This is a genomic window from Arthrobacter sp. ISL-69 (assembly GCF_018613775.1).
Classification (GTDB): domain Bacteria; phylum Actinomycetota; class Actinomycetes; order Actinomycetales; family Micrococcaceae; genus Arthrobacter.
In genome coordinates this window covers 64,905-90,714 of record NZ_JAGGPO010000013.1, presented here as the reverse complement: position 1 = coordinate 90,714, position 25,810 = coordinate 64,905, and the positions used below count along the sequence as shown (strand labels likewise).

At 67.6% G+C, this 25,810-nt stretch carries 23 protein-coding genes; 16 read left to right on the top strand and 7 right to left on the bottom strand.

What is annotated here, in order from left to right; translation table 11 throughout:
- Positions 1-7 precede the first annotated feature (7 nt).
- The 3 genes from J7I79_RS09565 to pnuC are packed head-to-tail and all read right to left on the bottom strand — an operon-like array spanning position 8 to position 2,524.
- Positions 8-751, bottom strand: coding sequence for an NUDIX domain-containing protein (locus J7I79_RS09565; protein WP_214952631.1), 744 nt, complete (start codon positions 749-751; stop codon positions 8-10).
- Complete coding sequence (locus tag J7I79_RS09560; protein ID WP_214952629.1) at positions 748-1,857, bottom strand: AAA family ATPase; 1,110 nt, start codon at positions 1,855-1,857, stop codon at positions 748-750. Before J7I79_RS09560 ends, J7I79_RS09565 begins: the two co-directional genes overlap by 4 nt.
- A 1-nt stretch (position 1,858) precedes the next feature.
- A complete protein-coding gene (gene pnuC, locus J7I79_RS09555; RefSeq protein ID WP_214952627.1) occupies positions 1,859-2,524 on the bottom strand; it encodes a nicotinamide riboside transporter PnuC in 666 nt (221 codons plus the stop codon).
- A gap of 168 nt (positions 2,525-2,692) precedes the next feature.
- Here pnuC and J7I79_RS09550 point away from each other — a divergent pair, with 168 nt between their 5' ends.
- Entirely contained in the window at positions 2,693-3,370 is a 678-nt protein-coding gene (locus J7I79_RS09550; protein ID WP_214952625.1) for a hypothetical protein, read from the top strand.
- On the opposite strand, the gene J7I79_RS09545 is transcribed toward J7I79_RS09550, so the two are convergent.
- Entirely contained in the window at positions 3,317-4,732 is a 1,416-nt protein-coding gene (locus J7I79_RS09545) for an NAD(P)H-quinone dehydrogenase (RefSeq protein ID WP_214952623.1), read from the bottom strand. The two genes, J7I79_RS09550 and J7I79_RS09545, sit on opposite strands and share 54 nt — an antisense overlap.
- A 95-nt stretch (positions 4,733-4,827) precedes the next feature.
- Here J7I79_RS09545 and J7I79_RS09540 point away from each other — a divergent pair, with 95 nt between their 5' ends.
- Positions 4,828-5,646, top strand: coding sequence for a purine-nucleoside phosphorylase (locus tag J7I79_RS09540; protein ID WP_214952621.1), 819 nt, complete (start codon positions 4,828-4,830; stop codon positions 5,644-5,646).
- A gap of 33 nt (positions 5,647-5,679) precedes the next feature.
- Here the strand turns inward: J7I79_RS09540 and J7I79_RS09535 are convergent, their stop codons facing one another.
- Positions 5,680-6,165: an Rrf2 family transcriptional regulator gene (locus tag J7I79_RS09535; RefSeq protein WP_214952619.1), complete on the bottom strand. Its 486-nt coding sequence runs from the start codon at positions 6,163-6,165 to the stop codon at positions 5,680-5,682.
- 97 nt (positions 6,166-6,262) lie between these two features.
- Between J7I79_RS09535 and J7I79_RS09530 the strand changes: the two genes are divergently transcribed.
- Positions 6,263-8,005, top strand: coding sequence for a phospho-sugar mutase (locus J7I79_RS09530; RefSeq protein ID WP_214952617.1), 1,743 nt, complete (start codon positions 6,263-6,265; stop codon positions 8,003-8,005).
- 45 nt (positions 8,006-8,050) lie between these two features.
- Here J7I79_RS09530 and nirD read toward each other — a convergent pair whose 3' ends face one another.
- Positions 8,051-8,416, bottom strand: a complete 366-nt coding sequence (gene nirD, locus J7I79_RS09525) for a nitrite reductase small subunit NirD (RefSeq protein ID WP_104172657.1) — start codon at positions 8,414-8,416, stop codon at positions 8,051-8,053.
- A gap of 281 nt (positions 8,417-8,697) precedes the next feature.
- Between nirD and nirB the strand changes: the two genes are divergently transcribed.
- The 13 genes from nirB (at position 8,698) to J7I79_RS09460 (ending at position 24,876) form a co-directional block, all read left to right on the top strand.
- Positions 8,698-11,328 (top strand): nitrite reductase large subunit NirB, encoded by a 2,631-nt coding sequence (gene nirB, locus J7I79_RS09520; protein ID WP_214952615.1) that lies wholly within the window; start codon positions 8,698-8,700, stop codon positions 11,326-11,328.
- A gap of 2 nt (positions 11,329-11,330) precedes the next feature.
- Positions 11,331-12,365, top strand: coding sequence for a uroporphyrinogen-III C-methyltransferase (gene cobA / locus J7I79_RS09515; protein ID WP_214952613.1), 1,035 nt, complete (start codon positions 11,331-11,333; stop codon positions 12,363-12,365).
- Between the two features lie 19 nt (positions 12,366-12,384).
- The gene (locus J7I79_RS09510) at positions 12,385-13,530 is read left to right on the top strand and encodes a uroporphyrinogen-III synthase (protein WP_396020186.1); all 1,146 of its coding nucleotides are present in this window, start codon (positions 12,385-12,387) and stop codon (positions 13,528-13,530) included.
- Positions 13,531-13,695: 165 nt separating this feature from the next.
- On the top strand, positions 13,696-16,353 hold the full coding sequence (locus J7I79_RS24770) for a GMC oxidoreductase (RefSeq protein WP_214952609.1): 2,658 nt from the start codon (positions 13,696-13,698) through the stop codon (positions 16,351-16,353).
- A 13-nt stretch (positions 16,354-16,366) separates the two neighbouring features.
- Complete coding sequence (locus tag J7I79_RS09500; RefSeq protein WP_214952607.1) at positions 16,367-18,364, top strand: hypothetical protein; 1,998 nt, start codon at positions 16,367-16,369, stop codon at positions 18,362-18,364.
- The gene (locus J7I79_RS09495; protein ID WP_104172663.1) at positions 18,361-19,425 is read left to right on the top strand and encodes an alpha/beta fold hydrolase; all 1,065 of its coding nucleotides are present in this window, start codon (positions 18,361-18,363) and stop codon (positions 19,423-19,425) included. The genes J7I79_RS09500 and J7I79_RS09495 overlap by 4 nt, the downstream gene beginning before the upstream one ends.
- Entirely contained in the window at positions 19,422-20,405 is a 984-nt protein-coding gene (locus J7I79_RS09490) for an acetoacetate decarboxylase family protein (protein ID WP_251042603.1), read from the top strand. Before J7I79_RS09495 ends, J7I79_RS09490 begins: the two co-directional genes overlap by 4 nt.
- The gene (locus tag J7I79_RS09485) at positions 20,402-20,884 is read left to right on the top strand and encodes a DUF1772 domain-containing protein (protein WP_104172664.1); all 483 of its coding nucleotides are present in this window, start codon (positions 20,402-20,404) and stop codon (positions 20,882-20,884) included. The genes J7I79_RS09490 and J7I79_RS09485 overlap by 4 nt, the downstream gene beginning before the upstream one ends.
- On the top strand, positions 20,881-21,357 hold the full coding sequence (locus J7I79_RS09480; protein ID WP_251042602.1) for a hypothetical protein: 477 nt from the start codon (positions 20,881-20,883) through the stop codon (positions 21,355-21,357). The genes J7I79_RS09485 and J7I79_RS09480 overlap by 4 nt, the downstream gene beginning before the upstream one ends.
- A complete protein-coding gene (locus J7I79_RS09475; RefSeq protein WP_214952605.1) occupies positions 21,354-22,706 on the top strand; it encodes a patatin-like phospholipase family protein in 1,353 nt (450 codons plus the stop codon). The genes J7I79_RS09480 and J7I79_RS09475 overlap by 4 nt, the downstream gene beginning before the upstream one ends.
- 164 nt (positions 22,707-22,870) lie before the next feature.
- A complete protein-coding gene (locus J7I79_RS09470; protein WP_214952603.1) occupies positions 22,871-23,749 on the top strand; it encodes an FAD-dependent oxidoreductase in 879 nt (292 codons plus the stop codon).
- A gap of 93 nt (positions 23,750-23,842) precedes the next feature.
- Positions 23,843-24,574, top strand: coding sequence for a deoxyribose-phosphate aldolase (deoC, locus tag J7I79_RS09465; RefSeq protein ID WP_214952601.1), 732 nt, complete (start codon positions 23,843-23,845; stop codon positions 24,572-24,574).
- Positions 24,575-24,645: 71 nt separating this feature from the next.
- Entirely contained in the window at positions 24,646-24,876 is a 231-nt protein-coding gene (locus J7I79_RS09460) for a hypothetical protein (RefSeq protein WP_214952599.1), read from the top strand.
- A gap of 108 nt (positions 24,877-24,984) precedes the next feature.
- On the opposite strand, the gene J7I79_RS09455 is transcribed toward J7I79_RS09460, so the two are convergent.
- Complete coding sequence (locus tag J7I79_RS09455) at positions 24,985-25,809, bottom strand: metal-dependent hydrolase (protein WP_214952597.1); 825 nt, start codon at positions 25,807-25,809, stop codon at positions 24,985-24,987.
- Position 25,810 lies beyond the last annotated feature (1 nt).

Below are 25,810 nucleotides of genomic sequence, written 5' to 3'. Positions count from 1 at the left end.
CTGGCGCTTAGTCGGTCCCGGGCCTGCTCATGGGCGGGTGGATGTGGCGTTCCGTCGCCGTGAAAAGCGCTGCGGGCGCCCCTGTTGCGGCTTTGGACTTCCGCCCGGTGTCGTGAAGGTGGGGCAGCATCTTGCGGGTGAAATTTCCCGCCGCGAGGGGCGTGTTCCAGGTGGCCTCATAGACGGTGCGAAGCTGTGTCATGGTGAACTCTTCCGGCACCAGCCGGGCGGCGACGGTGGTGTATTCCAGCTTCCCGGAAAGCCGTTCCAGGCCGTCGCGGAGGATTGAGGCGTGGTCGAACGCCATCGGGCTTTCCAGCACCTTATGGACGGGATGCCACTCCGCGGCCGCCGCGTCGGAACCGGCGTACAGTGCCGGCAGGGCCTGGCCGTCGGTGGCCAGCAAGGCCAGGTGGGCCACGGAGACCACCCGCATCCGGGGATCGCGGTCCGGGTCGCTGTAGGTGGCCAGCTGCTCAACGTGCACGGGCAGCCGGCCGAGGTCCAAGCCCGTTTCCTCTGCCAGTTCACGGAAGGCTGCCTGCTCTGCCGACTCCCGGACGCCGACGAACCCGCCGGGCAGCGCGAGGCCGCCCCTAAACGGGTGGACACCGCGGCGGACCAGAACCGAGTGCAGCACTCCCCCTGCCACTGCAAGAACCACCAGGTCCACGGTGAGGGCAACGGAAGGGTAATCCTTTGGCGTGTAGGCGTTGAGGAATTCCTGCTCGCCGTTGGGTGTCCTGTTCATACCGCTGCGCCTTCCAGGACGGTGCGGGTGGCCCACGGCGGCGAGGTGAAAACGTGCTGCCGGGCCAGGATTGCGTCGATGACGTCAACCGCCGTACGCATCCGCCGATCGGGATCACCGGTGACCAGGATCCAGGAGTGCCCCTCCTCGGTGAGGGTCTCCTTGAACCATTCGGTCATTTCGGCCCGGCGGTGTTCGCCTTCCCGCCAACCGTCGTCTTCGAATGCAACGCCTTCGTGATCAGTGACCAGGTACAGGTCGCGACGGGGCAGGCTCGCAGCGGCAGCAAAGGAGCCATAGCTGCGTTCGCCCAGGTAGAAGCGTTCCCAGAGTGTGGTGGCAAGGGCATCGGTGTCGGCAATGACCAACGGACAGGCGTCGGCGGCCGCGTTCTCCATCCCGTTCTGCCGGCTGCCGATGAGCCCGAAGTCGGCGGCGGTCCAGACCATTTCCGCCAGCACGGCGTCCGGCTTGTCCGCGCGCAGGGCATCGAACTTCTGGTACGTGTACTGCCGGCCGAATTCGGGCACATCGGCCATGAGCGGGAACCGCGGCCGGTAGTAGTCGGTAAGTGCCGTTGCCAGGGTTGTTGTGCCCGTTGATTCGGCACCGACGACGATGATGCGGGTGCACATCTGCTGCCGGGCAGGGGCGATGATGTTGGGCCACGCAACCCTGAGGTCGTCACGGCACTGCGTCCCGCTGACCGGGTACGCGGACCGTGCCGGGTCCACGAGGACGTGTTCAGCATCGAAGGCGGCAGCGAGGCGGGATCCGTAGGCCTCGGAGCTGAAGACCGCGTCAATGGCGGCGACGCCGTGGGTCTTCAGGGCAAGGCGCATCAGCTCGCTTTGGGCTTTCCAGATCTCGTCGGACCCGTAGTCCTCCGGGCAATCGTTGCGCATGCCGATAACCTGCACGCCGGCGTGGCCGGAGAATTCTTCCGCCAGCCACCGCGTCCGCTCCGCGACGTCCACGGACTCAAACCGGCTGCCCAGGACCAGGACCGAAACCTGCTCCGCCTGCGCTGCGGCCGTCGCGATGAGGTGGGCGTGTCCGGCATGGGGCGGGTAGAACTTACCGATGACCATGGCGTTCTTGTACATGTCAGGCTCCTGCGGTGACGGTCGCCGGGAAGGCATCGGGCGCTTCGGCTGTTCGGGTGCGCTTCCAGTCGATGAGCCCGTAGACGCAAAGGAACAGGAATCCAAGGTACAGGATGGCGGTCAGCGTCAGCCCGCGGCTGAAGTACAGCGGGATGGAGACCACATCGATGAGGATCCAGACGTACCAGTGCTGGAAAATCTTCGTGGCCTGGCCGTAGGTTGCCACCAGGGAGGCAGTCAGGACGAAGGCGTCCGGCCAGGGCACCTGGGAGTCGGTGCCGTGGGTCAGGACCATGGCGATGAGGGCTGTGCCGGCGGCCGTAGCGCCGAGGCCAATGACGGTCTCCTTCCGCGAGGCGTCCCGGATGGGAAGGTCGTTCTTACCCACGGTCCCGGCGTTACCGCGCGCCCAGTTGTACCAGCCGTACAAAGCGACGGCGGCGAAGATCAGCTGGAGGACTGTTTCGCCGTAGAGACCTGCGCCAAGGAACAGAACGATGAAACAGATGTTGTTCAGGATGCCGAGGGGCCAGTTCCACAGTTTTTGCCGGGCGACTCCGTAGACGCATGCCGCGCCGGTCACAAAGCCGATGACCTCGATCCAGCTGACCGGGGTGTCGAAGAGTGCGAAGGCTGGGGAGGTCATCCAGGCGATCAGGTGGTTCATGGCGCTTCCCGTCTTTATTATCAAACTGACAATAACCAAGCTAGCACCATTTTTATCAATCTGACAATAACTGCTTCTGGTACCTCCGGGGGACTTTTGCCCCTTGCCCCTCCCACGGGGCGAGGGTGTCATGGAAGCTACGGTCGGTGAAGACGGAGGAGGGTTGGCATGTTTGCCGTCACGATCTTCTTGGCCGCGGCCGCACTCATCCTGGCTGCCGGGGCCATGGGCATCGTCTCACTGCGGCAGCCGGACCGCTCCGTGCGGGCGCGCGCCCTCGTCTGGACGGCAGCCGCGATCATGGCGGCCTTCACGGTCCTCGCCGGCCTGTTCATCAGCGGCTACGCCCTGGCTGATCCCGGCGGCCTGGAGGGGGTCATGCTGATCGTGTCCTGGGCCGTTCCGATGGCCGCACTTGCCGCGCTTGCGTGGCTTCGTCCCGCATGGGCCGCACCTGCGTTGACCGTGCTGACGGCATTGCTGATCGTGGCGTGCATCTGGTTCGCCGTCGATTCGGCGTCGTGGCGTGCGTTTGAGAACTCAAACGGCCCTGTCCGGGCAGTGGCAGTCCTGGTCCTTGCCTTCCCGGCAGCCGTGCTGGGCCTGAAAAGGACACCAGCCGCGGGCTGGCTGCTGCTGGCCCTCGGCCTGGGACCTGTCGCGTTGTCAGCGCTGGGGAGCCTCGCCGGAGTGGTAGCCCTCTCAGCCATCAGCGTGGTTCCGCTGGTCACGGGCCTGCTGTTCCTCGTAGCCGCCCGGATGGGCAGTTGGCAACCCCGCGGCGACCGAAACCTACATGTGGACGTGCAGGCGCCTGGCCGCTTCGGAGATGGAGCCGCTGAGTGACGGGTACACCGTAAAGGTGCTGGCGACGTCGTCGACGTGAAGCTTCTGGGTGACTGCGATGGAAATCGCGAAAATCAGTTCGGAGGCGTTTGGGCCCACCACAACGCCGCCGATCACGGTGCCGGAACCCTTCCGGGCGAAGATCTTGACGAACCCGTCACGGTGGTTGCGCATCTTGGCGCGGGCGTTGCTGCGCAGCGACAGCTTCACCACGTCGCCCTGGTATTTGCCGGACTCGATCTCCGCCTCGGACACGCCCACGGACGCGATCTCCGGCGATGTGAAGATGTTGGAGGCCACCTGGTGCAGCTTGAGCGGCATGACAGCGTCGCCTAGGAAGTGGGCCACGGCGATGCGGCCCTGCATGGCCGCGACCGATGCGAGGGCAAGGACCCCGGTGCAGTCACCGGCGGCATAGATGTTGGGGGCGGTGGTGCGCGAGACGCCGTCCACCTTGATGTGGCCGCTCTCGGTGACCGCCACGCCGGCTTCCTCCAGACCGATGCCTGCCGTGTTTGGGATGGAACCGACACAGACCAGGCAGTGGCTGCCGGTCACCTTGGAGCCGTCACCCAGGGCGACGACGACGCCGTCGTCCGTCCGTTCCACCGTTTCGGCGCGGGAGCGGGAAAGCACCTTCAAGCCGCGGCGTTCGAAGACACCCTCCAGGACCTCGGCGGCGTCGGTGTCCGAGCCCGGCAGCACGCGGTCGCGGCTGGAAATCAGGGTGACCTTGGAACCCAGGCCGTTGTACGCGGAGGCAAATTCCGCGCCCGTGACACCGGAACCCACCACGATGAGTTCCTCGGGAAGCTCGTCCATGTTGTAGATCTGCGCCCAGTTCAGGATCCGGTCGCCGTCGGGCCGGGCGGTGGGAAGTTCACGGGGATGGGCGCCGACCGCGAGCAGGATGGCGTCCGCTTCCACGGTCTCCGTGCCGTTGACGGTGAGGACCTCGATGGTGTGGTTGTCCAGCAGCCGGCCGGAGCCGATCAGGATGCGCACGCCCTGGTGCTCGAGTCCGCTCCGGATGTCCTCGGACTGCTTCCGCGCCAGGCCGAGCAGGCGGTCGTTGATGTGCTTCAGGTCAGCGCGCATCACCGGCGCGAAATCGCCGCCGTCGACGTCGAACTTCACGCCCAGCTCCCCCGCCTCGCCGACGCGGGTCATCAGGTCCGCCGTCGCGATCAGGGTCTTGGACGGGACGACGTCGGTGAGCACCGCGGAACCGCCGAGGCCGGCGCGTTCGATGATGGTGACTTGCGCCCCCAGGGACGCGGCCACCATGGCGGCTTCATAGCCACCGGGCCCTCCGCCAAGAATTGCGATGCGGGGTGAGCTGAAATCCGGATGCGTAGTCACAAAGATCCATTCTCTACCCATCCGCCGCCGCACACCAATAAAAGGGACCTGCGCCACTGCTGGGCAGCGAACCGCAGGCACGATAGCTTGTACCAGTGAGTAATACAGAATTCCTGAACACGGACCCTTTTGACGCCGCCCGCGCGGCCGCCGACTACATCGCAGAGGAGACGGGCGTGGACAGCCACGACGTCGCGCTGGTGCTCGGTTCAGGCTGGGGCGACGCCGCCGACCTGATCGGTGAGACCACCGCCACGCTGTCCGCTGACGAGGTCCCAGGCTTCTCCGCGCCGGCAGTAGAGGGCCACGTCGGCACCATCCGCTCCGTCCTGACCAAGGAGGGCAAGCGCGCGCTGGTGCTCGGTGCCCGGACGCACTACTACGAAGGCAAGGGCGTCCGCGCAGTAGTGCACGGAGTCCGCACGGCCGCAGCGGCAGGCTGCAAGACCCTGGTGCTCACGAACGGCTGCGGCGGCCTCAATGAAAGCTGGACCCCCGGCACCCCCGTGCTCATCAAAGATCACATAAACCTCACCGCCACGTCCCCGCTCGAAGGCGCAACCTTCGTTGACCTGACAGATCTGTACTCCGCACGGATCCGGGGGCTGGCCCAAGAAGTTGACCCGTCCCTGGACGAGGGCGTCTATGCGCAGTTCACCGGCCCGCACTACGAAACGCCGGCGGAGGTACAGTACGCCAAGCGGATCGGAGCCGACCTGGTGGGCATGTCCACAGCGCTCGAGGCCATCGCCGCCCGCCATGCAGGCATGGAAGTCTTCGGCATCTCACTGGTGACCAACCTCGCCGCGGGCATCAGCCCGGTGCCGCTGAGCCATCAGGAAGTGCTGGAAGCCGGCCAGGCCGCCGGACCGCGCATCTCGAGGCTGCTCGCGGAAATCATCGCCAAGCTCTGACAGCAACCGGGCAGTGCCGCCCGCCAGGCACGCCTAGTACCTGGCGGGCATCAACCGGCGAAGCGTGTCTTTGCGGGACCCGGGAAACTTCCGCTCGACGGAGGCGGCGATGCCCGCGACAGTCTGCCGGGACAACGTCTGCCGCCAGGCAAGCTCGGCCTGGCGCATGGTCTGGGACACCAGGCAACTGCGGAGGTAGTCTTCGGCGGGATCCGAACCCGGCGCGTTCGCGAGGATGGACTCGCAGCGGAAGGCCGGTTCCGGACCCTCGATGGCCAGGACAACGTCCAGCACGGTGATCTTTTCCGCGGGCTGCGCCAACTGGAAGCCGCCGCGGGGTCCGGACACGGAGGAGAGGATGCCGGCCCGGACCAGTGCCTGCAGTTGCTTGTTCAGGTAGGCGGCGGGCAGTTGGTACAGTTCCGCGAGCCGAGCGCTGTTCACGGCCTCCCCGGCGGGTGCCCAGGACATGTTCACGCAGCAGTGCAGTGCCCACTCGACCCCCTGGCCCATCTTCATTTTTCAGACATTACGTGTCCGGAAAATTTACTGTCAAGGACTCCCTGCGGTGCTTGTCGGGCAGCGGATACCGGCGGATAGGCGATAGCTTGTTCCTATGACGTCTTCCGATGCCGAATTTCCGCAGCTGCTGAGCGACGCCCGGGACTGGGCCGCCCAGGACCCGGATCCCGCCACTGCCGCCGCTTTGACCGAACTCATCCAGCTCTCCGAGGACGGGGTTCCCTCTGCGCGCCAGGACCTGGAGGACAGCTTCAGCGGAACGCTGCAGTTCGGCACCGCCGGCCTGCGCGCGGAGCTTGGCCCCGGACCCAACCGGATGAACCGCGTTGTGGTGCGGCGCGCGGCCGCAGGCTTCGCCGCGTTCCTGACCGCTGCCGTCGCGGAGGCCTCGCCGGGCACCCAACCACGCGCCGTCGTCGGGTTTGACGCCCGCTACAACTCAGATATCTTCGCCGAGGAGACGGCCGCGATCTTCACGGCCGCGGGTATCGAGACCTTCCTGATGCCGCAGGCGCTCCCGACGCCGCTGCTCGCCTATGCGGTGCGGTCGCTGGATTGTGACGGCGGTGTGATGGTGACTGCCAGCCACAACCCGCCGCAGGACAACGGCTACAAGGTGTACCTGGGCCGGCACGCGGTGGAGGAAAGCGGGCGCGGGGCGCAGATCGTGGCACCGTATGACGCCCGGATCGCTGCCGAAATTGACCGGGCGGGTGCGCTGGACTCCATCGCCCTTGCCCCCACGGGCTGGAGCGTTCTGGAGCCGTCAATCACCGCCGGATACCAGGACGCGGTGGCTGGCCTGGCGCTTCCCGCGCAGTTCCCGGCCCGCGACCTGCAGATTGTCCTGACCCCCATGCACGGCGTGGGCGGCGACACCGCGGTTGCCGTGCTGAACGCCGCGGGCTTCACCGACGTCACGCTGGTGTCCGAACAGGCCCGGCCGGACCCGGACTTCCCCACGGTGAACTTCCCTAATCCGGAGGAGCCCGGCGCACTGGACCTGGCGCTGGAAACGGCGGCCCAGGTGGACGCTGACATCGTGCTGGCCAACGACCCTGACGCCGACCGTGCTGCGGTTGCGGCCAAGGATCCGGACACGGGTGCCTGGCGCATGCTGCGCGGGGACGAAGTGGGCGCCTTGCTGGGTGCCCACATTGTGGCAAGGCTCGCCGCGGGCGGGGGCAGCACCACCCAGGGCGTTTTCGCGAATTCAATTGTTTCCTCGCGCCTGCTGGCGCGGATCGCGGCTGCGGCGGGGTACTCCCATGAGGAAACCCTGACCGGGTTCAAGTGGATTTCCCGCGTTCCCGGCCTGCTCTACGGCTACGAGGAAGCGCTGGGATACTGTGTGGCCCCGGAACTGGTCCGGGACAAGGACGGCATTTCCGCCGTCGTGCTCATCGCGGAACTCGCGGCAGCGGCCAAGGCGGACGGCAAGACTATTTTCGATACCCTCGACGAGTTGCACCTGGTGCATGGGCTGCATGCCAGCGACCAGCTCAGCATCCGCGTGGCGGACCTGGGACTGCTGGGCGCCATGATGAACCGGCTCCGTGTCAGCCCGCCGGAATCCTTCGGCGGCTCGGCAGTCGAAACATTCCGGGACCTGGCCGAGGGCAGTGAGAACCTGCCGCCGACGGACGGCCTGCTGTACCTGACGAAGGACCTGAGCAGGGTGATCATCCGCCCCAGCGGCACGGAACCGAAGCTCAAGTGCTACCTCGAAGTCATCCGGAGCGTGGGCTCAGCCGCGGAGCTGCCCGAGGCGCGGCAGGCGGCCCGGGCAGCGCTCGACGGCGTGCTGGGAGACGTACGGGAGGCGCTGGGGCTTTAGCCCGGGGTGCCTTAGCAGGCGTGCCTTGGTAGGCGTGCCGAAAGGCTAGAGCTCAACCTCTACATAGCCGTCAACGACGCGGGTGCGGAACGTGGGGAGGCGGAGTTCAGCGGTGCCAAAGCACTCACCGGTTTCCAGGTCGTAGACCTCCTTGTGGAGCGGGGACGCAATGGTCTGCCGCGTTCCGCGGGATCCGACGATGCCGCGGGCCATTACATGGGCGCCGGTGGCGGGATCTTCCTGGGCCACGGCGAACACCTCGGCCGGCGCGGTGCGGAACAACGCAACCTGGCGGCCCGCGATCAGTGCTGCCTCACCCCACGCCAGTTCCAGTTCCTCCACGGCGCAGACGCGGTTCCATCCCGTCGCAAATCCGGTGGTCTGGTCATCAAGTTCAAGTATTGCGGTCATTTCCGGCCCCTCTCGCATTGCCTGCGGCCCGGCGCTCTTTTGAACGGCTGCCGGGCCCGGACCGCCGACGCGGCCACATATCCAAGCTAGGGCGGCGGTGTTTCAGCGGCGTGCAGTGAATGTGTCCGGGACGTAAAAGGCAACTCACCTGTCCCGAAATCCATTCGTGATGCAGAAGTTAAGTTCACGAAACATAAGGGAAACTGAAGCGAAACTGCAGGTACCTAGTCTGGATGGACAAGCTGCAGAGCACCGTCTGCGGCCCATGCGAAAGGCCCACAGTGACCGAACAGACTTCAAGCACAGAGACTCCGCGCCGCATCGTCGTCGCCGGCGGCGGCCCGGCGGCCCACCGTTTTGCGGACGCAATGCATGCCCGTGGCCTTGAAGGCTGGCATGTCACGGTCCTCACTGAGGAAGCCCACCTCCCCTACGACCGCGTGGCCCTGAGCAAGGCCTTGACCGTCATGGACTACGACCTCACCCTGGGCGAGGCGAACATGTGGGACCACGAGGCCCTGTCCCTGAAGACCGGCGAGCGCGTCGTCAAGATCAACACCGAAGCCAAGTCCGTGGAGACGGCAGCCGGCAGCATCTTCGAATACGACGACCTCGTGGTCGCGACAGGTTCCAATGCCGCCCGCCTGCCGATCCCCGGCGCCGAGCACACACACGTCTACCGCACGCTCGAAGACGTCTGGGCCATCAACAAGGCCATTGCCGGACTCACCGAAAAGCTTGGCCGCCAGGTCAACGCCGTCACCATCGGCGGTGGCCTCCTGGGCCTCGAATCAGCCGCCGGCACGGAGCAGCTCGGCGCCAACCCGATCGTCATCGACGGTTCGCAGTGGCTGATGGCCACGCAGCTCGATGAGGGCGCGGGCCAGGCAATGGGCCGGCTCATCAAGGCCAAGGGCTTCGAAGTCCACGGCGGTGTGTTCCCCTCCGAGGTGCTGTCCGACGACGATGGCCAGGTCACAGGCGTCCTCATGGCTGACGGCCGCATCATCGACGCTGACCTTGTGATCGTCGCGATCGGTGTCCGGCCGCGCGATGAACTCTTCCGCGCAGCAGAGGGCGAGGAGCAGATCTTCTCGCTGGGCCAGCGCGGCGGCGTGGTCATCAACGACTACTGCGCCACCGAGGTCGACGGAATTTGGGCCATCGGTGAAGTGGCCAACTTCGGCGGCATGTGCCTGGGCCTAGTCGCCCCCGCCAACACCATGGCGGAGATCGTCGCTGACCGCCTCCATGGTGGAGAGGCCACCTTCCCGGGCTTCGACACCGCCACCAAGCTCAAGCTGTCCGGTGTGGACGTTGCCAGCTTCGGTGACGCGTTCGCCAAGACCGAGCACGCCCTCGAAATCGTCTACGCCGACCCGGCCCGCGGCGTGTACCAGAAGATTGTCACCACGGACGATGCCAAGACCCTCCTGGGCGGCATCTTCGTGGGCGACGCCACCCCCTACACCAGCCTGCGCCCGCTCCTGGGCCGTGAGCTCAGCGCCGAACCCGGCGCGTACCTCACGGCAGCCGGCGGCGGCGACGCCCCGGACACCGAACTCCCGGACGACGCCATCCTGTGTTCCTGCAACAACGTGTCGGCCGGAACCATCCGCGACACCGTCAACGGCTGCGGAGCCTGCGACGGCAACGCTCCCGTCCAGGAACTCGGCGAGCTGAAAGGCTGCACCCGCGCCGGAACCAGTTGCGGTTCCTGTGTGCCGATGCTCAAGAAGCTGCTTGAAACCGAACTGACCAAGTCCGGCGTCGAAGTTTCCAGGGCACTCTGCGAGCACATCGAGCTGTCCCGCCAGGAACTCTTCGAGACCATCCGTGTCCTGGAACTGACCTCCTTCGAAGAGGTCATGGCCAAGTACGGTACCGGTGCTGGCTGCGACATCTGCAAGCCGACCATCGCCAACATCCTCGCCAGCCAGAACAGCGCCTACGTGCTGGACGCCGGCCGCGGCACCCTGCAGGACACCAACGACCGCGCCCTCGCCAACATGCAGAAGGACGGCACCTACTCGGTGGTCCCCCGCATCGCCGGCGGCGAAATCACCCCGAAGAAGCTCGGCGTCATCGCAGCGGTGGCCGAGAAGTACAACCTGTACACCAAGATCACCGGCGGCCAGCGCATCGACATGTTCGGTGCCCGGCTGGAGGAACTCCCGGAAATCTGGAAGGAACTGGTGGATGCCGGCTTCGAATCCGGCCAGGCATACGGCAAGAGCCTCCGCACGGTGAAGTCGTGTGTCGGTTCCACCTGGTGCCGCTTCGGCGTCCAGGACTCGGTGGCCATGGCCATCCAGCTCGAGCTCCGCTACCGCGGCCTCCGCAGCCCGCACAAGCTCAAGATGGGCGTCTCCGGCTGTGCCCGCGAATGCGCCGAAGCCCGCGGCAAGGATGTTGGCGTGATCGCCACCGCCGACGGCTGGAACCTCTACGTCGGCGGCAACGGCGGTGCCACCCCGGCCCACGCCCAGCTCCTGGCCAAGGATCTCGACGACGAGACGCTGATCAAGTACATCGACCGCTACTTCATGTACTACATCCGCACCGCAGACCGCCTGCAGCGCACCGCGCGCTGGCAGGAAGAGCTCGACGGCGGCATCAAGCACGTTGAGGACGTTGTGGTCAAGGACACCCTGGGCATCGCCGAGGACCTCGAGGCCGCCATGGCAAATCACGTTGACACCTACGTCGACGAATGGGCCGACACCCTGAAGGATCCCGAGCGCCTGCGCCGGTTCCGCTCCTTCGTCAACGCTCCCGACCAGAAGGACGACTCCATCACGTTCGTCTCCGACGAGCGCGGCCAGATGCGTCCGGCCACGGCAGAAGAAAAAGGGAAGGTCCTGATCGGGTCTTCCATCCCGATGAGGCCCCGCGACGAGAACGAGGTATAGGCATGCAGCTCAGCATTGATCTCACCGGCCGTGAAGTCCTGGTCACCGGCGGGGACCACGCCGCCCGGCAGGCGGTCCGCCGCTACCAGGCCGCCGGCGCCGTCGTCTCCCGCCTCAGCACCCCGCAGGGCGCGAGCCATGACGGACCGCTGCCCGAGCGCCCGTTCCTCGTGGCTGCCGTCGACGACGGCCAGCCCGGCTGGGACGCGCTGCTGGACCGCTGCCGCGAAACCGGCATCCCCGTCTCGATGGAACCGGCTGCCGGACCAGTGGGCCACGTGACCCTGGTGGGCGGCGGCCCCGGCGTCAGCGAACTGCTGACCGTGGCGGCCGTGAAGGCCCTGCGCGATGCCGACGTCGTCTTCTACGACCGGCTGGCCCCCTACCAGGAGCTGCCGTCCCTGACCTCGGCCGAGCTGGTGGATGTGGGCAAGCAGCCCGGCCACCACAAGGTCAGCCAGGGCGACATCGAAAAGCTGATGGTGCAGAGCGCACTGGCCGGCAACAACGTGGTGCGCCTCAAGGGCGGCGACCCGTACGTGTTCGGCCGCGGCGGCGAAGAGGTTGCAGCCTGCGTGGCTGCGGGCGTGCCCGTCAAGGTCATTTCCGGCGTCACCAGCGCCATCTCCGTCCCGGCAGCTGCAGGGATCCCCGTCACACACCGCGAAGTCAGCCACATGTTCACCGTGGTCTCCGGCCACGCCCCGCTGACGGAGAAGGAACTCACCCACCTCGCCGGACTGGGCGGCACCATCGTGGTCCTGATGGGCATCGGAACCCTGCACCACCTGGCCGCCGGTCTGCGCCGCGCCGGGATGCGGGCAGACATGCCGATGGCCGTCGTCGAACGCGGCTACCGCCCCGGCCAGCGCACCACCATCGCCCAGCTGGGTACGATTGTCACAGCGGCCGCCGATTGCACTAACCCGGCAGTGCTGGTCATCGGCGAGGTGGTGCGGGTGGCTGAAGCCAACCGCGGGCACGCTGAGGCGGCGGCCGATCTCAACCGCCTTGCAGCGTCACTGATGGGATCGTGAAAGTAACACCATGAGCGCCATGAACTCTATTGCCACCTCCGGCCCGCAGGACTCCCCTGTTGCCGACGCCCCCGATTCGCCCCTGGAGGGGTTCCGGATCGGCGTCACGTCGCACCGGCGTTCACAGGACCTGATCGAGGCCCTGGAACGGCGCGGAGCCGAGGTGCTGCACGCGCCCGCACTCAAGATCGCGCCGGTGCAGGAGGACATGCGGCTCATCGACGACACCAAAGCCGTCATCGCCGCCAAGCCCGATCTCTGCATCGCCACCACCGCCTACGGCATGCGCCGCTGGTGCGAGGCGGCCGACGCGTCCGGCATCGGCGATGAACTGCTGGAGACCCTCGGGGCATGCCGGATGTTTGTCCGCGGGCCCAAGGCCCGCGGTGCCGTCCGCGCCGCCGGACTCGCCGACGTCGGGATCAGCAGCGACGAAACCACCGCCACCCTGGTGGACATGCTGCTGAAGGAAGGCGTCCGCGGCAAAACGGTGGCCGTCCAGCTGCACGGCTACACGGACGTCCGCCAGCTTGAGCGCCTCAAGATGTCCGGCGCCACCGTACTCACCGTTACGCCCTACCGCTGGGTCAAGCCCGACGGCGAGGACAAGCTGCCGCGGCTGATCGAGGCCGTCTGCAGCGGCAACTTGGACGTCCTGACCTTCACCAGCGCTCCGGCCGTCGACGCCATGTGGAGCACCGCCCATGAGATGGGCCTCTACAAGCAGCTCGTCGAGGCCCTCAAAACCACAGTCACCACTGCCGTCGTCGGCCCCATCACGGCGCAGCCGCTGATCGACGCCGGGCTGTCACCGCTCGTTCCGGAACGCTTCCGGATGGGTGCCCTCATCCGGCTGGTCTGCGAACACCTTGCCCTGAACCACGTGCGCCGCCTGGACACCCGGTCCGGCAACGTGGAACTCCGCGGACGGTCACTGCGGATCGACGGGGAACCTGTCGAAATGGCCCCCGCGCCGCTCCTGCTGCTGCGCGCACTCCTGGGTGCCGAGGGCGCCGTCCTGTCCCGGGAATCACTCTCCGACCTGCTGGAACTGCGCGGCTCGGTGCACGCGCTGGACATGACGGTCAGCCGGCTGCGCTCCTCGCTGCCGGACGGCCGGATGGTCGAAACCGTGGTCAAGCGCGGGTACCGGATCCGCGTCTAGCGGTTCCCTGCCGCTGCCGGTTGCTCCACATTTCGTGGACAGACCCGGTCCGCAGTGGGAACATGTCGCTAGGGTTTGCGTTTGACTGCCCCGCGGCCGCTTTCGCACCGTTCAGGTGCGCGGCGGAGGGGCCTTCGGCGAGTCAGCTCTTCCGAGAGGAATTGCGTGGAACCGGTGGTGGAAGGCGACGATGATCCCGCGGAGTCTGTGGACGCCGTGGTGGTGGGCTCCGGCTTTGGCGGGTCGGTAGCGTGCTACCGCTTGGCGGCGGGAGGCCAGTCCGTGGTCCTGATGGAACGGGGCAAGGCGTACCCGCCGGGAAGCTTCGCCCGAACGCCATCCGAGATGGGCCGCAATTTCTGGGATCCGGACAAGGGGCTCTACGGGCTGTTTGACGCCTGGACCTTCCGCGGCCTGGAAGGAATCGTCTCCAGCGGCCTGGGCGGCGGTTCCCTCATCTACGCCAACGTGCTGCTGCGCAAGGACGAGAACTGGTTCGTCCAGGAATCCCCCGTACCCGGCGGCGGCTACGAAAGCTGGCCGTTCAGCCAGCAGGACCTCGATCCTTATTACGACGCCGCCGAGGCCATGCTCCGACCGGTGCCCTATCCCTACCAGGACACGCCGAAGACAGTGGCCATGGAAACCGCAGCCGGGGCCCTCGGACTCAGCATCACCCGGCCGCCCATCGCCGTCACCTTCTCCCCCACGCCCGGCGCCGCCCCCGGCAGGAACCAGGTGTTGGCCCCCGCGCCGTACGGAAGCATCCACGGGGACGGCACCGTGCGCACCACCTGCACGCTCTCCGGCGAATGCGACATCGGCTGCAACACCGGCGCCAAGAACACGCTGGACCACAACTATCTGTCCGCAGCCAAGGCCGCCGGTGCCGACATCCGGACCCGTCACGACGTCCGGGGCATCAGGCCCCTGCCGGGAGGCGGCTTTGAAGTCCGCTACGTCATCCACGATCCCGACGACGGCGTGCCCGGGCTCCTGCAGGAACGGGTGATCCACTGCCGCCGGCTCATCCTCGCCGCCGGCACCTTCGGCACCACCTTCCTGCTGCTCCGCAACCGCGCGTCGCTGCCCGCGCTCAGCGCGGCGCTGGGCACCCGGTTCAGCGGCAACGGCGACCTGCTGGGTTTCGTCCTGGACGCGAAGGACCCCGACGGCGCCACACGCACCCTCTCAGGCAGCAGCGGCCCGGTGATCACCACAGCCATCCGCACCGCCGATTCCAGCGACGGCGGCGAGGGCCGCGGGTACTACATCGAAGACGCCGGCTACCCCTCGTTCATGAACTGGCTCCTGGAGACGGGACAGTTCCGCCAGGTGGCCAAGCGCGCCGGCAAAGTGATGGTCCAGCTCCTCAAGGACAGGCTTTTCCACGCCCAGCGCTCCAACATCTCAGCCGATCTTGCAGCCGCCCTTGGCGACGGCCGGCTCTCGGCGTCGTCGGTGCCCCTGCTCGGCATGGGCAGGGACATACCGGACGGCGTCATGACCCTCCAGGGCGGCCGGCTGGCCATCAACTGGACCCTCGCCACCTCGGCCGCCTACTTCGGCCGGATGCAGGCCACCATGCAGGCGATCGCCAAGGAACTGGGAGGCAGCTTCAAGCAGAATCCGCTCTGGTGGAGCAAACGGGTCATCACGGTGCATCCGCTGGGCGGCGCCCCGGCCGGCCGGAACAGCAGCGAAGGCGTGTGCGATCCGTACGGCGAGGTCTTTGGATACCCGGGCCTGCACGTGATGGACGGCGCCGCGATGCCCGGACCGGTGGGGGCCAACCCCGCCCTGACCATTGCAGCGTTTGCCGAACGTGCCTGCCACCGGATCCTCGAGGGAGCCGGCGGGGACGGACAGCGGGACATGGCGCCGGGCGGGCCGGATGCCGCAGGCCTCCCTGCTCCCGACTACGGCCCGGGCCCACTCCGCGCCCTGGTGCCGGACGCGACCAAGGGTGCCAGGGCGCCGGAAGAGGAACGCACGTTTGTCCCCCGCGTCGCCAGCCGTGGGCTGAGACTGCCGGGAGCCGCCGGGCCCACCGCCAGCGACGCCTTGCAGGAGGCCGAAATCGAGGAGGAAGCCGAGGCTGCGGAAACAGGCCCAACATCCGTCAGCTTCACCGAACAGATGCACGGATGGTTCAGCGCCGGAGTGGCCGAACCCGTGACCGGCGGAAGCCTGGGCCGCGACCGCAGCCGTCGGATGATGTTCGAACTCACCATTACCGCCACGGATATTGAGGCGTTTGTCCGGGATCCGCTCCATCCGGCCACCGCGGAGGGGTATGTCCTCGCCGACCAGTTCGGCGGCCGCCTCCCGGTGGAACGCGGCTGGTTCAACCTCTTCGTCCAGGACAACGGTTCAGGCGGCGACGGGAATGGCACCAGCAGTTCTTCCATGAGTGCCTCCGCCGGACGGAAGATGCTCTACCGCCTGTGGCTGCGCGATCCCGGTGGAACCCCGCTGACTTTCGTGGGCCACAAGGACGTCAGCAACGACGCGGGCTTTGACGTCTGGGCGGACACCACCACGCTGTACGTCACCGTCCTCCGGGGCCATGTTCCGCCACCGGACCAAACGGCCCCGGCCGCTGACGGGGCAGCGGTGGCCGGGGCCGGAATGCTGTACATCCGGCCATGGGATTTCGCCCGCCAGCTGACCACTTTCCGCGCGGTGGGCCCGGCTCCTGCGAGCGCCCTTGCCGCCTTCGGCAGGCTGTTCCTGGGTGAACTCTGGCAGGTGTACGTCCGGGTCCCGTCTCCGCTGCGGGCCGGCAGGCGTTCCTCCGGCAAGGTCACCGGCCGGCGATGAAGGGCCATGGGGCATGAAGCGGGGTGAGCTGGCGCAGCACAGCAACGGACTTGGCTTCACTCCCCGGGATGCCGTGCGCTGGCTCGCCCCGGCCCAGCTGGGCAGGACCGCGGTCAGGGTTGTCCTGGCGTCCGTCTTCGCCGACTTCGGCGATAAACGCGAACTGGAGGGCGGCTTTCCCCGGTACGAACTCGACCTGGACAGACTGCCCGTGCCCGGCCAGCCCGCGCAGCCCGTGGTCCGGGACCTTGGACTGCCCGGATCCCCGGCAGCGGCGTCGCGCGGGGATCCGGACGGCCAGCAAGCCGGCCGACGCAACGCCGCCGACCAGGCCGGGACCGCAGCGCTGTGGCTCGATTTCACGGCCGACCTCGGGGACGGCTTTGATTCCACCTACACCGTGGCGTCGTTGCTGGCCGAAAAGTCGCTCGTCGTGGAGGGACATGAACTGCGGCGCGGCAAGGTGCTGGTACTCGGCGGCGACGAGGTGTACCCGGTGGCGTCGCCGGCCGCCTACGAGGACCGCATGGTGGGGCCCTACCGGACGGCGCTGCCCGGCGGCCGCTCCCCCGGCGGCGCCGGCGTGCTCCTGGCCCTCCCCGGCAACCATGACTGGTACGACGGCCTGACGTCCTTCATCCGGCTGTTCACCCGGCAACGGAACATCGGCGGCTGGCGGACCATCCAGACGCGCAGCTACTTTGCCCTCCGGCTCACCGGCGGCGATGATGCCCCCGGGTGGTGGCTCGTGGGACTGGACAGCCAGCTGGGCCAGTACATCGACGAGCCGCAGCTGGACTACTTCTACAACACGGTGACCGCACGGCTGCTGCCGGGCGACGCCATCATCCTGTGCGTGGCCGCCCCGTACTGGGTGCAGGGCGCCGAAGACGCCGATGCGTTCCGGCAGGTGCATTTCTTCGAGCAGGACTACCTCCGCCGCCGCTTCAACCGACGTGCCGGCACCTTCGAGGCAACTGGGGCCGCGGTGCGGCTGTGGCTCACCGGGGACCTGCACCACTACTCGCGTTACGAGGAAACGGCGCCGGGCCCCGGTCGTGAAGACGGCCCGGCCGCAGCCGCCGATCCCCGACGGACCCAGCTCATCACCTGCGGACTGGGCGGGGCGTTCCTAGCGGACGCGCAGGGGCTCCCGGCTGAGCTGACGCTTCCGGCCGCGGTACAGTCGGCTGCTTCGCCACCCCCGATTCGTGCCCCTGGCAACGGCCGGCGCTTTGTCCTGGCTCCCGGGACGTTCCCGGGCCGGGCGGAGTCCCGGCGCCTCCGGGGACGCCTGGCCAATCCCCTCTCACCGTTCTGGCTCCCGGTGCGGAACCCGGGGTTCGGCTCGGCGCTCGGCACTGCGCACGTGGTTGCTGCCCTGACGCTCTGGACTGTCTTCAGCGCATTCCGCGGCCTGTCCTTCGTGGAAAGCCTGCTCAGCCTCAGGGCAGGCAATACCGGGCTCCTCGCGCTGGCCATCATCGCCGTCCCGTTGCTGCTGCTTCTGCTGCTGTCCACCCTCGGCACTGCACTCGGCCTCGGCCGGGAACCGCAGGAAAGCGGCGCCGGGTTCACCGTTTCCCGTGGTGGGCTCTGGCAACTTTCGGCACTCGCAGCGGGGATCGCCGTCGTACTCCTCATCCCCTGGCCCGGAAACTGGCCGCCGTTCCTGACTCTCGGGTTGGTGCTCGCCATCATCTATGTTGTTGGTTTCGCGGCAGGCAGCGAGGCGTTCGCGTTCTTTATCCTGGGCACACCCAGCGGCGAGGTGGCCGCGTGGGCCATGTCCGGCCAGGCCATCGAGGACCACAAAGGATTCCTGCGGATCCGGATTGCCGCGGACGGCACCCTGACGGTGTATCCGGTGGCGGTGGACCGCATCTGCCGGGACTGGAACCTGGGAACCACCAGCGACGGCGGCCTCCGCCCGGTGCCGGCCGGCGGGTTTCCGCCGCTCCGGCTTTTCGAACCGCCGGTGACCATTGCCAGGGAGGGATTTCCGCCGTGAACAGCCCCCGCACCATCACCCGGGCGGATCACGTCACGGAGGTGATCCCGTTCCCCGCACGGGACGGGACGCCACTCACGCTGATCCACGTCACCTCCGCAGTGCCGCCCGACGCCGGAGCCCCGGACAAGGGGCCGGTGCTGCTGGTCCACGGGGCCGGGGTCCGGGCTGAGCTTTTCCGCCCGCCGCTGCCGCGGACCTTGGTGGATGCCCTGCTCGAGGACGGCTGGGACGTCTGGCTCCTGAACTGGCGGGCGTCCATCGACTTTGAACCGCTCTCCTGGACGCTCGGGGATGCCGCGGTGTACGACCACCCCGCCGCCGTCGACTACGTCCTGCAGGCGACCGGCGCCGAAACCCTGAAGGCGGTCATCCACTGCCAGGGGTCCGTCTCCTTCACCATGGCAGCCGTTGCCGGCCTCCTCCCCCGGGTGGACACCGTGGTCTCCAACGCCGTGTCCCTGCATCCCGTGATTCCGCTGTGGTCGGTCGTGAAAATCACCTACCTGGCGGAGCTGCTGAAGCCGTTCACGCCGTACCTGTCCCCGGCATGGGGTTACAAGTCCAACGGGTACTTCTCCCGGGTCCTCAGGTCCATGGTCAAGGCCACCCACCGCGAATGCGACAACCTGGTCTGCCGGCTGGTGAGCTTCACGTATGGCAGCGGCCGGCCCGCACTGTGGTCGCACGAGAACCTGGACGAGGCCACCCACAACTGGATCAGCGGGGAGTTTGCCGAGGTCCCGTTCACGTTCCTGTCCGAGATGGGCCGCAGCGTGCTGGCCAGGCGCATCGTGGCCGCCGGGAACCATCCGGAACTGCCCGCGAACTTCCTGGCCGAAGCCCCGCAGACGGACGCCAGGTTCTCCTTCCTGGCGGGCCGCAACAACCGCTGCTTCCTGCCCGAAAGCCAGGAACGGACCTTCAGCTTCTTCCAGGGCCACCGTCCCGGCAAGGACTCGCTGCACCTGCTGTCCGGCTATGGGCACCTGGACGTCTTCTTTGGGGCCCGCGCCTGGGCGGACACCTATCCCATCATCATCAAGGAGCTGAACAGATGAACAAACTCATCGGACTGGCTGCATCCCTGCTAAGGCTGGCGCCCTCCCCCGTGCCGCGCCGCCAGGAGCGCCTGCGCGGACAGCATGCCACAGTGGACGCCATCAAGTACTCCATGCCCGTCAATTCGGACGATTCCCCCGTGCTGATGGCTGCGTTCCCCATCAACAAGCGGGCCGCCGCGGCCGTCCTGCCGGGCACGGAACTGCGGCCGTTCAGCCTCGGCGGCAAGGGGCTGCTGGTGGTCACCGTGGTGAACTACAGAGCGACGGACATCGGCAAATACATCGAATACTCCCTGGCGATCGCCGTCACGCACGGCTCCCGCGCGGTGCCCCCGCTCCTGCCGCTCGTCTTCCAAAAGACGTTCGGGCTGGGCCAGTATGTGGTGGACCTCCCGGTCAGCACCGAAGTCTCGGTCAAAGGCGGCAAAGGCATCTGGGGCATGCCCAAGCACCAGGCCAACCTGGACTTTGTGGTCACCGAAGCCGCCGTTTCCGCGCAGTACGACGACGGCGGGAAGCTGGGCTGTTTCATCGAGATCGAACGCCCCAAACCCATGGGTCTTCCGCTCAAACTCGCCGCCTCCAACTACTGCGCCTTCCGCGGGATGCTGATGAAGTCCGACATCTATTTCGAAGCCACCGGGGACATCGCGCTAGGAGGCGACGCCAAGGCCCGGCTGGTGCTGGGCGATGCGCCCGGTGTGGCCGCCCTCAGGTCCCTCCAGCCGGCGGACAAACCGGTGTTCACCGCCTACCTCCCCGAAGCCCACGGAGTCCTCGACGACCACTACGAGGCGTGGTTCCTCACCGCCCCAACCGCCGAGGACGCCGCCAGGATCCCCGGCGGCGATCCGCTCGAATCGGTGGCGGGGCTGGGCCAGGGCCAGGAATGGCTGCCCGCGCCGGACCGGAGTGTCACCACCCGGGGCGGTGAGGCCCGCGGCGAAGACACCGCCCGCAGCGGGGGCACGCCGTGAACTGGCTCCTGCTGCTGAACGCGCTGTACTTCCTGTTCGGCGCCACCATGTATGTAGGGACCATGTGGGTCCTGAAGTTTTTCCTCTATCCCACATGGGAGTCCCTGGACCGGGGCAACGTGGACATGCACTTCGGCATCCCCACCCGCCAGGCCACGAAGTTCTTCACCGTGGTGGTGCCGCCGATGTTCATCTCCGGCATCATCCTCGTCTGGTCGGAATGGGGGACGGTTCGGCTCATCCCCGCGGTGCTGTGCCTCGCCGGGATCATCGTCCTCACCGTGGTGGGCCAGGCACTTATCATTCCCATCAACGTCAGGATCCGCGGCGGGACCTTCGCCGACGACACCGAGCTTCGCTCCCTGCTGCGGCGGTGGATGCTGCTCAACGACATCCGCTTCTACGTCTCCACGCTCACCTGGCTGGCCATCGTCTGGCTGCTCGTGGACAGGGGCCGGCTGTGGGAGGCCTTCGCATGAGCGGGGCCGCCCGTCCGTCCGGGGCGCACGTCCCCGGCATCGGCACGTGGATCGCGGCTGATCCGCTGCGCGCCGTCCTGGCCGCGATCGCCGTCGTCACCGTCTTTTCCGGCGCGGTCCAGATACCATTCGGCGGCGCCGTACTGGAGCTGCTGGGAGCGGAGCCGACGACGGCGGCGCGCCAGTTGTTCGCCACGGTGGGCATGTTCATGGTGGTGGTGGGCGGACTCGTGCTGCACACACTGCTGCGGCCGAAGCCGGCCCCGGAAGTCCTGCTGTGGTCCGGCATCCAGAAGGCGGGAGCCTGCGCCGCCGTCGCGGTCGGCGTCCTGAACGGCGTGTTCGCCGCGGTGGCGCTGGGGGTGGCGACCTTCGACCTGGCGACGGCGGCACTCTGCCTGATCTACCTGCGCCGGATCTACTGGGAAAACGGCGCCCGTGACCACGGGACCGGACCGGGGAGCCGACAGTGAAGCGCTCGCTGGTCCTGGCCGGCGGCGGAATGCGCGTGGCCTGGCAGGCGGGAGTGGTGCGCGCACTCGCTGAAGAGGGGCTGCACTTTGACCACGTGGACGGGACGTCCGGCGGCATCCTGACGGCGGGCATGCTGCTCTCCGGGGTCTCCCCCGGGGACATGTGCCGGAACTGGTCGGGTGTCAACGTCAAGGACTTCGGCTCCGCACTGCCGCTGGGCGACTACGTGAAGGGGCCGTGGTCGCTGCCCGCAATCGGCGATGCGGACGGCCTGCTCGGCAAGGTCTTCCCGGCCCTCGGCATCGACGACGGCGAGATACGGCGCCGCGCCGCCTTGCCGGGCGCCGTCGAAGGCACCTTCAACGTGGTGGAGTTCACCGGGAAAAGCTGCCACGCCATCGACGCACGTAATGTGGATGCCGAACTCATGGCGGCGGGGATGTCACTGCCCATCTTCCTTACGCCGCTGCGGCGCGACGGGAAGATCTGGACGGATGCAGTCTGGGTCCGGGACGCCAACGTGGGCGAAGCCCTCCGCCGCGGGGCCGATGAGGTGTGGCTGGTCTGGTGCATCGGAAACACGGGATACTGGGGCGACGGTCCGCTGGAACAGTACGTCCACATGATCGAGATGAGCGCCATGGGCGCCCTCCTGGCCGACTTCGAGGCCGCGCAGGCGGCAGGCCGGGATTTCACCCTCCACGTGGTCAGGCCGGAGAATCCCCTGCCCCTGGATCCGGAGTTCTACCTGGACCGGATCGATGCGGACACGCTGATCGGGATGGGCTACCGGGACGCCCGCAGCTACCTCAAGGGAATGACAGCCGAGGGCCTGCCCAAGGACCCCTCCTGTACGGCCATGGCCGAACCGCCGGCCGGCATTCGCTTCACGGAGCGGTTCGGCGGCAACATTGGCGGCCAGGACGTTCGGCTCACTGTCACGGTGGCACTCCCCCTCGACCCTTCAGCGGCACCGGCCAGGCTCACCGGCTTCCTCGACCACGCGTCTTTCGGACCGAGGGTTTTCCTGGCGGGCGGAAGCGTCGACGTCCGGGGCGGGGCGGTGACCTACCGTGCTTCCGTCCGAGCCGGCGGCGCGTGGCACCGCCTGTCCCTGGCCCGGGTCTTCCACGACGATCCGGGACCGGACGCCTGGGAGGACACCAGGCAGGCCCGGCTCACTGTGGGGTCGCTGCTGGACATTCCGGTCACCATGGGCCTGGCGGACGCGGCGGCGCTCATCGCCTCCGTGGAGCCGGCGGGAATCCACGGGCCCGGCGACCGGGCCGCCGTCGTCGCGAAAGTGGCTGCCGGAGGACTACGGGAGGCCTTCCGCCGCTATGGGTGAAGTGCGCGGCCGGACACGTTTGTTACCGCCCGGTAAACACCCTCGAACGTAGAGGGACATTCCGGCAACAACCGGGAAACACCCGCGAAAAACCGTCAGCCTACGCTGGATCCCATCACCAACACCAGGCCAAACAAGGGTCTCACCAGCGAAAGGGCCTTCACATGTCCGCTTCGGCAGCGTCCACCTCCTCCTCCGCCACGTCCCAGGCGTCGTCCGCGTCGCCGCGGGTGGTCATCGCCGGCGCCGGACCGGCTGCCCGGGCCTTGGTGAGCCAGCTGGACCGGTCCCGCTTCGCCGGCAGCATCACGGTGCTCAGCAACCGGGACGATGCCCCGTCCGAGCTCCTGGAGCTCGCCGCGCTCCCCCAGGTTTCGATCCGTTTCGGCCAGCCGGCCAGCTTCATCGATGCAGCCAACCGCAGGGTGGCCACCGCGGACGGCCTGGAATTCAGCTATGACCAGCTGGTGATTGCCACCGGCTCCGCCCCGGCCCTGTCTCCCGTGGACGGCGCCAGCCGCTGCCTCAGCTACTCCACCATCGACGACGCCGCCCGGATCGGCGAAGCCGTCAAGGAAGTGACCCGGGTCCTCGGCCGGAGGCCGCTGGGGATCCTGGTGGGAACCGGCCCCGAGGCGGGCCAGGCGGAAGCGGTCCTGCGTGCACGGGGGGTACGGCCCATCCGCACCACGCTCCGGCCGGCATCGGTGGTCCCGACGCTGGCCGGCTCCGCACTCCCCGCCGCCGGAATTGTCTTCGACGACGGCAGCAGCATGAACGGCGACCTGGTGGTCCTCGCCGAGGAGCGGGTGGCCCGGGACGGGCTGGCAGCCAGCGCAGGCCTTGCGACAGCAGCGAACGGCGGAATCGCCATCGGACAGGACTTCCGGACGTCCGTCCCGGGAATCTGGGCCATCGGCGATGCCGCCTCGTTCGACGGTGTACGCCTCGGGCTCCTCGTCGCATCCGGCTCGGCGGCGGGCGCCTGCGCGGCCCAGCTCATGCAGGCAACCCTGCAGGAAGCCGTCCCCGCTGCCGCCTAGCGCCGTTATGGCAAGATGGTCACCTGAGAAGCCACGCCGAACACGGAGCCTGTTGCCCACGAGGCCCGGCAGGCCCACCCAGGAAGGACCACCATGAGCAACGACGCCACCGCGCCCGGAATGCCCGACGCAGCAGCAGGGGCGGCCACCGCCCCGGCAGAAATAGCCTCCTTCATCGACCACACGCTGCTGAAGCCGGAGGCCAGTGAAGCGGAGATCCTCAAGGTCTGTTCCGAAGCCGCCGAGTACCATTTCAAGTCCGTCTGCGTGAACCCGGTGTGGGTCAAAACCGTCACCACCGCGCTCAAGGGCTCGGGCGTGCTGACCTGTTCGGTGGTCGGCTTCCCGCTGGGTGCAACGCCCAGCGACGTCAAGGCCTTCGAAGCCCGGGGCGCCGTGCTGGACGGCGCCGACGAGGTGGACATGGTGATCAACATTGCCGCCGCCCGCGCCAATGACAAGGGTGCGCTGGTGGACGACATCAGGGCCGTCGCCGAGGCTGTGCACGCCAGTGACGCCATCCTGAAGGTGATCATCGAGACCGCACTGCTCAGCGATTCCCAGAAGGTCCTCGCCTGCGAGGCGGCGGTGGCGGCCGGTGCGGACTTCGTGAAAACGTCCACGGGTTTCAACGGCGGCGGCGCCACGGTTGAGGACGTGGCCCTCATGCGCCGCACTGTGGGTCCGGATGTCGGGGTCAAGGCCTCCGGCGGCGTACGTTCGCTGGCCGATGCTCAGGCTATGATTGCAGCAGGTGCAACACGTATTGGCGCCAGCTCCGGCATCGCGATCGTCAAGGGCGAACAGGGTTCGTCCGCGTACTGACAGATCCGGCAGCGCCACAGTTTTTGAGCCCTTCGGGGCGTTTTGAGCCCTGCGGGGCCGAGGAGGAATGAATGTCCAAGACCGTTGATAGCCCCAAGACCCCTCAGAACGAGAACAACCTTGCAGCCAGCATCGTCATTTTCGTGATCATGATGGCCCTGTTCCTCGGCTCCATCTACTCGCTGTCCTTCCTCACGCTGGGCAACCCGTGGCCGATGGCTGTGTGCCTGGGTCTCTTCGCCTCAGCGTTCTGGATCCCGCAGACCGTCCTGGGCCGTTCGGATTCGGCCGGCGAGCACTAGGACCCACGACTTAAACAGCTGAAGCCCCCGGATCTTCCGGGGCTTCAGCCAATTAAGCGGCCAGCCGTTTCAGCGGCTTGGCAGTTGACCGGCAAGGCAGTTGAGCGGCTAGCCGGCGCCGAACAGGCCGCTCACCAGGGTGCTTCCGAACGCAAGCGCTGCCGGGTAGTGCGATTTGGCCAGTGACCAGGCTGCCACGCACATTCCCACCATGGCGTAGGCGCTCACCGGGATCAGCACGAGCCATTCCCGCTTGGAGCCGGCCCGCCCCAGCAGCGGAATGGAAAAGGCGCCGTTCGCCTTCCAGACGTCGTTGAGCACCGGCAGTTTCCGCAGGAACTTTGGCGGCTTGATCACGATCGGCCACAACAGCGGCACTCCCCCGGTGGTGATCATGTCTCCCACGATATGCACCACCACGCCGGTCAGCATGGAGACGGGCAGCCACGTCCACTGGTCCGGCGCGAACCAGGTCACCAGCCCGGCCATGGCCAGGGCGAAGAGCCAGTTGCTGATGAAGCCGGCCTTCGGGAACAGCTTCAGCGCCTTCGCGGCGATATTGATCATGAACATGCAGAGCAGGCCGGCGCCCACCGACAGCAGGCCCCAGTCCGTCTGCAGCTGGATCTGCCCGGCCAGCGTGGCGAGCAGCACGAAGAAGGCCGCCCCGAGCACCGAGTGCGTGCCCTGCCGGTGCCCGCCGCTGGCGTTCTCAATGCCCACGGCAATGACGTTGGACAGCGGCGGCAGCGAGTTGGCCACGGTGCTGTGCCGGTGGTCCCAGTCGCAAATCAGCGCCGTCCCCGCCGTCGCCATGCCGCCAATCAGGATTCCGGTGGCGTCCAGTGGGTACCAGCTCAGGGTGTACGACCCCGTGGACGCAATAGCTACCCACGCCGCGGCTCCCGACGCGGCGTGATGTCCTCCCATCATT

Excerpts from the sequence above, each read along its gene's own strand:
- cobA (WP_214952613.1), top strand. The coding sequence starts at position 11,331 with ATGCAGCTCAGCATTGATCTCACCGGCCGTGAAGTCCTGGTCACCGGC.
- J7I79_RS09480 (WP_251042602.1), top strand. The coding sequence starts at position 20,881 with ATGAGCGGGGCCGCCCGTCCGTCCGGGGCGCACGTCCCCGGCATCGGC.
- J7I79_RS09460 (WP_214952599.1), top strand. The coding sequence starts at position 24,646 with ATGTCCAAGACCGTTGATAGCCCCAAGACCCCTCAGAACGAGAACAAC.
- J7I79_RS09470 (WP_214952603.1), top strand. The coding sequence starts at position 22,871 with ATGTCCGCTTCGGCAGCGTCCACCTCCTCCTCCGCCACGTCCCAGGCG.
- J7I79_RS09535 (WP_214952619.1), bottom strand. The coding sequence starts at position 6,165 with ATGAAGATGGGCCAGGGGGTCGAGTGGGCACTGCACTGCTGCGTGAAC.
- pnuC (WP_214952627.1), bottom strand. The coding sequence starts at position 2,524 with ATGAACCACCTGATCGCCTGGATGACCTCCCCAGCCTTCGCACTCTTC.
- J7I79_RS09455 (WP_214952597.1), bottom strand. The coding sequence starts at position 25,809 with ATGATGGGAGGACATCACGCCGCGTCGGGAGCCGCGGCGTGGGTAGCT.
- J7I79_RS09560 (WP_214952629.1), bottom strand. The coding sequence starts at position 1,857 with ATGTACAAGAACGCCATGGTCATCGGTAAGTTCTACCCGCCCCATGCC.
- J7I79_RS09510 (WP_396020186.1), top strand. The coding sequence starts at position 12,385 with ATGAACTCTATTGCCACCTCCGGCCCGCAGGACTCCCCTGTTGCCGAC.
- nirD (WP_104172657.1), bottom strand. The coding sequence starts at position 8,416 with ATGACCGCAATACTTGAACTTGATGACCAGACCACCGGATTTGCGACG.
- J7I79_RS09530 (WP_214952617.1), top strand. The coding sequence starts at position 6,263 with ATGACGTCTTCCGATGCCGAATTTCCGCAGCTGCTGAGCGACGCCCGG.
- J7I79_RS09565 (WP_214952631.1), bottom strand. The coding sequence starts at position 751 with ATGAACAGGACACCCAACGGCGAGCAGGAATTCCTCAACGCCTACACG.
- J7I79_RS09500 (WP_214952607.1), top strand. The coding sequence starts at position 16,367 with ATGAAGCGGGGTGAGCTGGCGCAGCACAGCAACGGACTTGGCTTCACT.
- J7I79_RS09490 (WP_251042603.1), top strand. The coding sequence starts at position 19,422 with ATGAACAAACTCATCGGACTGGCTGCATCCCTGCTAAGGCTGGCGCCC.
- deoC (WP_214952601.1), top strand. The coding sequence starts at position 23,843 with ATGAGCAACGACGCCACCGCGCCCGGAATGCCCGACGCAGCAGCAGGG.
- J7I79_RS09550 (WP_214952625.1), top strand. The coding sequence starts at position 2,693 with ATGTTTGCCGTCACGATCTTCTTGGCCGCGGCCGCACTCATCCTGGCT.